This window comes from Selenomonadales bacterium (assembly GCA_018335585.1).
Taxonomy (GTDB): domain Bacteria; phylum Bacillota; class UBA994; order UBA994; family UBA994; genus UBA994.
Map to the genome: position 1 here is coordinate 53,378 of JAGXRZ010000039.1, position 9,365 is coordinate 62,742.

At 54.8% G+C, this 9,365-nt stretch carries 11 protein-coding genes and 1 riboswitch; of the genes, 10 read left to right on the top strand and 1 reads right to left on the bottom strand.

Translation table 11 applies throughout. The features are described from left to right. The first annotated feature begins 2 nt into the window (after window positions 1–2). The 9 genes from KGZ66_06435 (at window position 3) to KGZ66_06475 (ending at window position 7,102) form a co-directional block, all read left to right on the top strand. Window positions 3–1,160, top strand: a complete 1,158-nt coding sequence (locus tag KGZ66_06435) for a hypothetical protein (GenBank protein MBS3985222.1) — start codon at window positions 3–5, stop codon at window positions 1,158–1,160. Window positions 1,161–1,680: 520 nt separating this feature from the next. Next, window positions 1,681–2,148: an arginine repressor gene (gene argR / locus KGZ66_06440; protein MBS3985223.1), complete on the top strand. Its 468-nt coding sequence runs from the start codon at window positions 1,681–1,683 to the stop codon at window positions 2,146–2,148. Window positions 2,149–2,407: 259 nt separating this feature from the next. Next, a riboswitch (TPP riboswitch) is annotated at window positions 2,408–2,514 on the top strand. Between the two features lie 57 nt (window positions 2,515–2,571). Beyond that, the gene (gene thiT / locus KGZ66_06445) at window positions 2,572–3,330 is read left to right on the top strand and encodes an energy-coupled thiamine transporter ThiT (protein ID MBS3985224.1); all 759 of its coding nucleotides are present in this window, start codon (window positions 2,572–2,574) and stop codon (window positions 3,328–3,330) included. Window positions 3,331–3,538: 208 nt separating this feature from the next. Beyond that, on the top strand, window positions 3,539–3,913 hold the full coding sequence (locus KGZ66_06450; GenBank protein ID MBS3985225.1) for a YbaN family protein: 375 nt from the start codon (window positions 3,539–3,541) through the stop codon (window positions 3,911–3,913). 17 nt (window positions 3,914–3,930) lie between these two features. Continuing rightward, window positions 3,931–4,236: a nitrous oxide-stimulated promoter family protein gene (locus KGZ66_06455; GenBank protein MBS3985226.1), complete on the top strand. Its 306-nt coding sequence runs from the start codon at window positions 3,931–3,933 to the stop codon at window positions 4,234–4,236. A gap of 132 nt (window positions 4,237–4,368) precedes the next feature. Continuing rightward, window positions 4,369–5,367, top strand: coding sequence for an ATP-binding cassette domain-containing protein (locus KGZ66_06460; protein MBS3985227.1), 999 nt, complete (start codon window positions 4,369–4,371; stop codon window positions 5,365–5,367). Further along, the gene (locus KGZ66_06465; GenBank protein MBS3985228.1) at window positions 5,360–6,157 is read left to right on the top strand and encodes an ABC-2 family transporter protein; all 798 of its coding nucleotides are present in this window, start codon (window positions 5,360–5,362) and stop codon (window positions 6,155–6,157) included. The genes KGZ66_06460 and KGZ66_06465 overlap by 8 nt, the downstream gene beginning before the upstream one ends. Further along, entirely contained in the window at window positions 6,141–6,932 is a 792-nt protein-coding gene (locus tag KGZ66_06470) for an ABC-2 family transporter protein (GenBank protein MBS3985229.1), read from the top strand. Before KGZ66_06465 ends, KGZ66_06470 begins: the two co-directional genes overlap by 17 nt. Window positions 6,933–6,943: 11 nt before the next feature. Next, complete coding sequence (locus tag KGZ66_06475) at window positions 6,944–7,102, top strand: hypothetical protein (protein ID MBS3985230.1); 159 nt, start codon at window positions 6,944–6,946, stop codon at window positions 7,100–7,102. A 67-nt stretch (window positions 7,103–7,169) separates the two neighbouring features. Here KGZ66_06475 and KGZ66_06480 read toward each other — a convergent pair whose 3' ends face one another. After that, the gene (locus tag KGZ66_06480; protein ID MBS3985231.1) at window positions 7,170–7,955 is read right to left on the bottom strand and encodes a class I SAM-dependent methyltransferase; all 786 of its coding nucleotides are present in this window, start codon (window positions 7,953–7,955) and stop codon (window positions 7,170–7,172) included. 285 nt (window positions 7,956–8,240) lie between these two features. Here KGZ66_06480 and KGZ66_06485 point away from each other — a divergent pair, with 285 nt between their 5' ends. Then, complete coding sequence (locus tag KGZ66_06485) at window positions 8,241–8,723, top strand: inorganic diphosphatase (protein MBS3985232.1); 483 nt, start codon at window positions 8,241–8,243, stop codon at window positions 8,721–8,723. Window positions 8,724–9,365 lie beyond the last annotated feature (642 nt).

The following is a 9,365-nucleotide window of genomic DNA, read 5'->3' on the forward strand; positions in this document are numbered from 1 at the left end:
CCATGAAAGAGACAAAAAAGCTGGTCGCCAAAGTCTTTAACGAAATTGCCGATGCGCTGGAGACAGGTGTTTTCGGGGCACGCACGCGCATAGGCATTACCTTACTTGGCAGTGAACACGGTGTAGCGGAAGTCGTGCGCGGCGCAGAACTAGCCGCGCAGGCTAACCCAAACTTAGAAGTAGTGCTAATTGGACCGGCGGTCGACAGCAAACTGACACACGTGTTAGCCCAAACGGAAAAAGAGCAGCACGCCCTAATGGAGAAAATGCTGCTCGCCGGCGACATTGCCGCGGCTGTCACCATGCACTACAACTTCCCCATCGGTGTATCCACGGTAGGGCGGGTCATCACCCCGGGGCGGGGCAGGGAGCTTTTCTTGGCCACGACCACCGGCACGTCCGACACCGACCGCGTCCTGGCCATGGTTAAGAACGCCATCTACGGCATTGCCGTGGCCAAGGCCAGCGGCATTGCCGAACCTGCGGTCGGCATCCTAAACCTTGACGGAGCGCGGGCCGTAGAGCGGCATCTGCAAAAGCTAAAGGACAACGGCTATGGCTTTAAGTTCGCCCAGTCTGTGCGCCAGGACGGCGGTTCCGTTATGCGCGGCAACGACCTTTTGGTCGGCGCGCCCGATGTCATGGTCACAGACACACTGACCGGCAATGTCCTAATGAAGGTGTTTTCGGCCTACACCACCGGCGGCGACTACGAAGCCTTAGGCTACGGCTATGGCCCCGGCGTAGGCGAGGGGTACGACAAGATTGTCCTAATTCTCTCGCGCGCCTCAGGTGCGCCGGTAATCGCAGGCGCGATTAAATTCGCGGGCGATGTAGCGCAGGGCAAGTTGCTCGACGTGGTGGCAGGGGAGTTCGCCGCGGCCCGCAAAGCCGGCTTAATGGAGCTCTGGGCTAAGGAGCAAAAGACAGAGGCAGCCGCGCCTGCCAAGGACATTGCGCCGCCGCCCGCAAAGGTAGTTACCGAAGAAATCGCCGGCATCGAGATTCTCGACCTCGAAACAGCCGTGCGCGAAGTTTGGCAAGCCGGTATCTTCGCTAGCACCGGCATGGGTTGCACCGGCCCCGTAATCCTCGTCGCCAAAGAAGACCTTGCCCGCGCCACCGAGATTTTGGTCAAGGCAGGGTACGTGACCGCGTAGTGTTGAGTGCCGCCAGGCGCCAGGCGCCAGGGGATTGTCGCTTGTCGCTTGTCGCTTGGGGAGAGGCTCTAGGCTTGAGGCTTTAGGCGTGAGGGGAACGGGCGGTGAGCGGTGGGGCAATCGTGAATCATGAATCGTGAACTCGGGGCCGGGGATTAGGCGTTAGGCGTTAGGCTTTAGGCGTTAGGCGTCAGTAGAGCGGTGAGCGGTGAAGGGGCTGTTGGCTGACTAGGGAACGGGCGGTGAGCGTAGGGACGTGCCTATGGCAGGTCCGCGGACGTGCGAACGCACGTCCCTACAACGTAGAGGCGAGCGAATACGCCCTCCCCAGAGCGTCACTCTTGCCTCTTGCCTCTGTCCTCTTGCCTCTTGTATGCTAGGAGCCAGCCGCCCCCACCTCCACGCGGTACCAAGTGCGAAGTGCTAAGTGCTAAGTGCTAAGTGCTAAGTGCTAAGTGCGATATGCAAATGCATCTTCTCATGATAAAATATTCATGCAGAAAGACGCTGGAGGTGTGCGGTGAAAGAGCAGCGGCAGGCGAGAATCTTAGAGATAGTCACTCGACAAGAGGTAGAGACCCAAGAGGAGTTAGGTCGCCTGTTAGAGGCTGAGGGTCACAAGGCCACGCAGGCGACTGTTTCCCGCGACATTAAGGAACTCGGGTTAATTAAAGTCCAAGGCCGCTCCGGTCGGCAAGTCTATATACAGTCGCCCGGGAACGGCAGCGATAACCTTACAGACAGGCTCGTTCGCATCTTGCGTAACGCCGTCACCGGCATCGATTACACCGGCAACTTAGTAGTCCTTAAGACCTTCGCCGGGGGAGGAAACGCGGCCGCCGCCGCACTTGACAGCCTAGAACTAGAAGGCGTTATGGGCACCATTGCGGGTGACGACACCATCTTGCTTATTGCCCGCGAAGCGAGCGATACTCCAGCACTTGTAGACCGCCTCGGTCGCATGTTGGTGCTACCCCCGCGCCGCTGAAGCAAAAGGGAAGCAAAAGGGACGGAGCTTTTTGCTTCACAATTGGCACTTAGCACTTGGCCTCTTGGTAGAGGGGACCGTGCTTCGTGCTTCGTAGAATCGGGGGGCTAAGTGCTTACAGCTTAGAGCATGCAGCGTACAGCCCAAGCACAAAGCGGACAGCGGATAGCCCGAGTTCACGATTCACGATTCATGATTCACGATGGCCCCACAGCTCACAGCTCACAGCTCATAGCTCAAAGCTCACTGCCACATTTCAATATTCAGCTAGGGGAGCCCGTGAAATCGGGCTGAGAAGGGGATAACCCCTGACCCTTTGAACCTGATCTGGGTAACGCCAGCGTAGGGAAGCAGCGACGCCTAGCGCGCCCTGTTTCCGGGGCGCGTGTTGCGTTAAGAAGTAAAACAAACGGAGGCGAGTACATGAAGAACAAACAGACGCTTATGCTAGTCGAAACCGCTGTAATGGTGGCCTTTGCTTATGTGTTGAGCTTGTTTAGAGTCGTGGAGATGCCACAGGGCGGCTCGGTTTCGCTCGCCATGCTCCCTATCTTCGTCATTGCCCTGCGCTGGGGAGGAGTCCCGGGCATGGTGGCCGGGCTGTTGTTTAGCGCAACTAAGCTCCTCACCGAACCCTACATCGTGCACCCCATCCAAGCTTTGCTAGACTACCCCCTAGCCTTTGCCTCGATTGGCCTTGCGGGGTTCTTCAAAGATAAACCGCTCGCGGGCATCACCGTGGGCGGCCTGTCGCGTCTGCTTTGCCATTTCCTCTCCGGCGTAGTCTTTTTTGCCGCCTACGCACCGGCGGGACAGAGTATCTATTTGTATTCGTTTGTTTACAACATCACCTACATTGGCCCGGAGATACTCATTGCGCTAATAGTAGCTCCGCTGGTTATGGCCAAAGTTATGCCTATGGCTTCGCAGGAGTTTGACCTGCGCCGCAACCTCGTCGAAATCGTGTCCTTTGTCGTGCCGCTGGCTGCAATGGCTGTTATGCTTACATTAGAAGCAGCAACGCCTGCAACGTACGCCGCACTAGCGTTTTGGGGCCTTTTGGCCGCACACCACGCTCTTACCTTCCGCCGCGACTTCTCCGCCGCTAAGCGCGGCCTGCTCCTCGTAACCGTGCCCCCAGCCGTCGTCTATATAGTGCATTTGCTTATTACTGTTTTTTGATTAGCCACCGGCCGCCAGGCGCCAGCCGCCAGGGTAGAATGTCCCTTGTCCCTTGTCCCTTGTCCCTTGTCCCTTGTCCCTTGTCCCTTGTCCCTTGTCCCTTGTCCCTTGTCGCCTGTGGCAGGGGAGCCCGTGTATTGCTAATGATTATCATTTGCAATACAATGATTCTAGTAGGCTAAGTGACGGCATAGGCGGGGAATTTAGCATGCAACAATACACACGATTACTTCTGGCAGTAGGCGGGACAATCGCGCTTGCTTTGGGCATAGTCGGCATTTTTTTGCCCGGGTTACCCACCACTCCTTTTCTGCTACTTAGTGCATGGTGCTATGCGCGAAGCTCGCCACGCCTCTATACATGGCTGATGCAGCACCCCGTCCTTGGGACATACATCCGCGATTACTTAGAGCGGCGAGGAGTCCCCTTGCGGGCAAAAATCCTTGCCCTAGCTCTCCTTTGGCCAAGCATCATCGTGACAGCTGTTTTTGCGACGCGGCTTCTGCATGCGCGTTTGGCCTTGTTTTTCATTGCTGCCGCCGTGAGCGTGCACATCTTAAAACTAAAGACGCTGCGACCATAAGGAGGAGGGTTGCGCAGGTGGGGCAACTAGATCGCCAAGTGAAAACGCTTTTCCTCATGGTTCGCCTTTACTGCCAAAGACACCATCACTTTGGAACGTCCCTGTGCCCTGAATGCCGGGAGCTATACGATTACGCCAACATTCGGCTACAGAAGTGCCGCTATCAGCCGCACAAGCCGCCCTGCAGTAAGTGCGCTACGAGCTGTTACAACCAGAACATGCGCCGCCGGATGCGCGCTGTCATGAAGTACGCCGGTCCGCGCATGCTCCTCACACACCCCATACTGGCCATAGAGCACCTGTTAGGATACATTAGGAACTGAAAGTCAAGACGCCGCCCTTAGGCAGCGTCTTAGTCATTTTGGCCTTGCGAGAAAGGAGTAATGCTTGCTCAGCTCTTGATCCGGCTGGTGTGCGGTGTTAAAGTAGGCGAAATACTCTGTGGAGGTGGCGAGATGAGGGCGATACAGGTCGAAAACCTACGCAAGGAATTCCGTGTGAGAAGAAGCATGGGCTGGCTAAGCGGCTTGCTCAGGCCGAGTTACACCGACGTGGCGGCGGTACGGGGCATTTCCTTTGCTGTCGAAAAGGGGGAGACGGTGGCTTTTATTGGCCCTAACGGCGCCGGTAAGTCCACAACCATCAAAATGTTGACAGGAATCCTCTATCCGACCTCCGGCCAGGTCAGCGTGCTATCCCTGACCCCTTGGGCGGAAAGACAAAAGCTGGCTATGCGAATCGGCTCAGTTTTCGGGCAGAAGTCGCAGTTGTGGTTCCATCTTCCCCCAAGGGATACATTTCGCCTGCTGTCGCACATCTACGAGGTGGAGGAGGAGAAGTACAAGCAGCGGCTAGGCCATCTAAGCGAGGTGTTTGAGCTAGACGAGCTTCTACATATCCCTGTCCGCAAGCTATCCCTTGGGCAACGCATGCGCTGCGAAATAGCGGCCTGCCTGCTCCATAAACCGGAAGTTTTATTCTTGGACGAACCTACCATTGGGCTTGACGTTGTGGCCAAGCGGAAAATTCGGGAGCTGATTACCCTCATCAACCGGGAGGAAGGCGTTACCGTATTCCTTACTTCCCACGATACAGGGGATATAGAGAGCCTATGTAAGCGGGTTATGGTCATCAACCATGGAGAAGTGATTCTGGATGAGAGTCCTCAAGTCTTGCGCCGCGAATTTCTCCAGTCAAAGACAGCCGGCGTTCGCTTAGAGGAAGATATCGAGTGCTTTACTCATCCCGGCGTTACTGTCCTCAAGCATAAGGGTGCGGGTCTAAAGCTTAGAATCGATACGGCTATAACCACAGTAGACGACGTCTACGCCGCTTTGCGAGAGCACTCCCGCTTAGCCGATATCTACATTGCCGACCCGTCACTCGATGAGGTCATTGAGGAGATTTATAGACATACCGGGCGCATTATTCTGGGGGGCGGCAAGGATGTTTAGCCATGCCATTAAGAAGTACACTCTGCTTGCTTCAACGAGCCTAGCCAGCAAACTGGCGTATCCGCTCGACGCACTCGTGCGCTCCATCTTTTTCGCTATGGTCTTGTTCATTTTTACTAAGCTGTGGTCAACACTTCTTGGCGCTGATAGGGCCATCCTTGGCTTCTCGCGCGCCCAGATGGTCTGGTATCTTATGGCCACCGAGAGCATCATGCTCTCTAACGCGCGCATAGAGAGGCGCATAGAAGATGAAGTGAAGAGCGGTGCAGTAGCCTACACCCTAGTGCGTCCACTGCATTTCGTATGGTACCAGTGCGCAATCTTCTGCGGCGAAACACTTGGGCATTTTCTACTTAATGCCATAGTGGGCGCAGCAGTAGCTTTCGCGCTCGTTGGCCTTCCCCCTGCATCCTTGGCCTCAATCCCCGCAGTCTTGCTGGTGGCCGCGATGGCTTTCCTTATGCAGTTCTTTATAAAAGTAACCATAGCCATGCTAGCTTTCTGGGTAGAGGATACACAGCCCTTCTTTTGGGTCTATTCAAAGATCCTCTTTACTCTTGGTGGTTTGTTTGTTCCCATTGACGTTTACCCGGAGTGGCTAAAGCGCATAGCAGAGATACTACCATTCAACTACGTGCTCTACCAACCGGCGCGGTTATTTGTGTCTTTTGACAAAGAGGCTTTTCTTAGGGCTGCAGGTATGCAGGTGCTATGGGTAGTGGCGCTAGTGGTGTTAGCTTTCTTTACATTCAGGCGGGGGGTGAAAAAGGTCAGTGTCAACGGTGGCTAAAACAGCTCGTTTTGTTTGGGAGCAGATGAAGGTCAATGTCCTGGCGGCGATGGAATACAGAGTTTCTTTTCTAACGCAAGTGGTGTTTATGCTGCTTAATGATATCTTGCTGTTATTTTTCTGGTGGGTGCTGTTTCAGCGTTTTGACGAGGTGGCTGGGTGGCAACAACACGATGTCTTCCTTCTGTACGCGATGGTGGCCGGAACATTCGGGCTAGCTTCAGCAATTTTCGGCAATACTGGGCGGCTGAGTACCATTATTGCAGAAGGACAGCTCGACTATTATCTAGCACTGCCTAAGGACGTGTGGCTCAATGTGCTGATTTCACGGTCTTCCGCTTCTGCCATCGGAGACTTTGTCTTCGCGTTTACGCTCTGTATCTTCCTACTAGGATTTTCGGTTCAGGTACTCCTGGCAGTTCTGTGTATGTTAATTGCCGCAGTCTTGTACACTGCACTCGTTGCCATGGCGCACAGCCTAAGTTTTTACTTGGGCAACGCCGAACAAATCGCCTCGCTGTTTTCTGAAGCAATCATGAACTTTGGGCTTTACCCCATATCAATTTTCTCGCTGACCGTGCGGGTTCTGTTTTTCACCGTGATACCCGTAGCGTTTATTAGTTATGTTCCTGTCACGTTGGTGCGGAACTTCACTTGGCCGCTTTTCGCCCTTTTTCTGGCAGCTACCGTATTAGGCGTGTCGCTTTCGCGTTGGGTGTTCTATGCGGGGCTTAGGAGGTACGAATCCGGCAACTTGGTCGCCCCGAGAATGTAAGGGTTATGCCTATGGCTTCGCAGGAGTTTGACCTGCGCCGCAACCTGCTCGAAATCGTGTCCTTTGTCGTGCCGCTGGCCGCAATGGCTGTTATACTTACGTTAGAAGCAGCAACGCCTGCAACGTACGCACCACGCTCTTACCTTCCGTCGCGACTTCTCCGCCGCTAAGCGCGGCCTTCTCCTCGTAACCGTGCCCCCAGCCGTCGTCTATATAGTGCATTTGCTTATTACTGTCTCAAGACTCTCTTCTTAGGCGCACCACTAGGGCTGGCGGGATATCAGCCCATTCCGTAGTCTGCTCCGCGGAGTAAGCAGGTTCTAGAAGTCCATCAATGACGAACCCTGACTCTAGGCTAATGCCGAAAAGGATGGACAGGGGGCGATGGTAGTAGATGTGCGGCACGGGCTGCCGGGGCAGTGCCAATCCTTCGTGAGCGAGGGGTGTAAGGTACTGAAAAGTGAGTATGCCGTGGCGGACCCTGAATTCAGTGCCAATATCTTCCTTTTCTACGATACTTCGCATGTGTGGAGTCTGAAAACAGGGGTGGCTAATAGAAAAGACAAAGTGACCTTGCGGTTTGATTAGTGAGTGCAGCGCGCGCAGCAGGGGAGAAATGTCCGCGATGTCCATCAGCGCCATGTTAGCTACGGCCTTGTCGAAAGGGGCATCTGTGCGGAGCGTAAGCATTTGCTCGTAGTTGGTGGCGTCGAGCACGTGGAAGCTAATCTGGCTAGCATACTCCTTAGCACGCTCCTTCGCCCTCGCAATCATGGTAGGACTATAGTCGAAGGCTACCACCTTTGCGCCGTGCTGTGCTAAGTGACGCGAGAAATTGCCGTTGCCACATGCTATATCGAGGACTTTGTCGCCGGCATGCAGTTCTAGTAGCCTTTCGGTTGCAGGCCGAATTATCTCGCGGTGAAACCTGTTGCTGTGTTCACCCATCTGATTGTCCCAGTATTCGGCGTTCTGCTCCCAGCGCTTCAGACTTTCAGATGTCGTAAGTTTCCAATCCTGCACAATCTCAACTCCTCATGTAAGATGCCAGAACAGAAGGGACGGTTCTTTCTGTGAATATCCTGTCCCTATAGAGTGTCGCTTTCCTCCGTCCGACTGTGCGAAAAGCCTTGATCCAGTGTAGGGACGTGCCATGGCACGTCCGCGGACGTGCGAAACGCACGTCCCTACAACCATTCTGTCACCTCCTGCTTTCTGCCAGTGAGAGGTAGCTGTGTTTTCGCACAGTCTGCCGTCCCTCAGCGACAGTCCTTATACGACCCTCTAATAAAGAAAGGAACGATATACATGGAGCAAGTAGTCGAAGCATTTATTGAGATTCCCAAGGGCAGCACCAACAAGTATGAGTACGACGAAAAACGCAAGTTGTTCTTTCTGGACCGCGCGCTGTTTTCTCCCATGCATTATCCCGCCGACTATGGGTTTATTCCAAATACGCTGGCCGACGACGGCGACCCTATGGACATCATGGTCCTGATGGCTAACCCTACTTTCCCCGGGTGCGTTATCCGCTCGCGCGTAATCGGTGCCTTTCTCATGTCGGACGACAAAGGCAACGATGTAAAGATTATCGCTGTGCCGCTTAACGACCCGCGCTTTGCCGAGATTACCGAGATTGAACATATGGGCTCTCACCTGCGCAAAGAGTTTGAGCACTTTTTCTCGCAGTATAAACAGCTGGAAGGTAAAATTGTGACGGTGCGCGGGTGGGCTAGTCGTCAAGAGGCTTGTGAAGAAATCGCTGCCGCGAAGGCAAACTACGCCCCGTAGCATGTCGCACTCCTCCGTCAGACCGCGCGAAAACATAGATGTCTCTTGCTGGTAGAAAGCAGGCGGCGACAGAAACCCTGTAGGGACGTGCGTTCGCACGTCCGCGGACGTGCCACAGGCACGTCCCTACACCTGAGGAAGACATGTCGCACTCCTCCGTCAGACCGCGCGAAAACATAGATGTCTCTTGCTGGTAGAAAGCAGGCGGCGACAGAAACCCTGTAGGGACGTGCGTTCGCACGTCCGCGGACGTGCCACAGGCACGTCCCTACACCTGAGGAAGACATGTCGCACTCCTCCGTCAGACCGCGCGAAAACATAGATGTCTCTTGCTGGTAGAAAGCAGGCGGCGACAGAAACCCTGTAGGGACGTGCGTTCGCACGTCCGCGGACGTGCCACAGGCACGTCCCTACACCTGAGGAAGACATGTCGCACTCCTCCGTCAGACCGCGCGAAAACATAGATGTCTCTTGCTGGTAGAAAGCAGGCGGCGACAGAAACCCTGTAGGGACGTGCGTTCGCACGTCCGCGGACGTGCCACAGGCACGTCCCTACACCTGAGGAAGACATGTCGCACTCCTCCGTCAGACCGCGCGAAAACATAGATGTCTCTTGCTGGTAGAAAGCAGGCGGCGACAGAA

Bases quoted from the DNA above. Each gene is read 5' to 3' on its own strand.
- KGZ66_06435 (MBS3985222.1), top strand. From the start codon at position 3: ATGAAAGAGACAAAAAAGCTGGTCGCCAAAGTCTTTAACGAAATTGCC.
- thiT (MBS3985224.1), top strand. From the start codon at position 2,572: ATGAAGAACAAACAGACGCTTATGCTAGTCGAAACCGCTGTAATGGTG.
- KGZ66_06450 (MBS3985225.1), top strand. From the start codon at position 3,539: ATGCAACAATACACACGATTACTTCTGGCAGTAGGCGGGACAATCGCG.
- KGZ66_06460 (MBS3985227.1), top strand. From the start codon at position 4,369: ATGAGGGCGATACAGGTCGAAAACCTACGCAAGGAATTCCGTGTGAGA.
- KGZ66_06465 (MBS3985228.1), top strand. From the start codon at position 5,360: ATGTTTAGCCATGCCATTAAGAAGTACACTCTGCTTGCTTCAACGAGC.
- KGZ66_06475 (MBS3985230.1), top strand. From the start codon at position 6,944: ATGGCTTCGCAGGAGTTTGACCTGCGCCGCAACCTGCTCGAAATCGTG.
- KGZ66_06485 (MBS3985232.1), top strand. From the start codon at position 8,241: ATGGAGCAAGTAGTCGAAGCATTTATTGAGATTCCCAAGGGCAGCACC.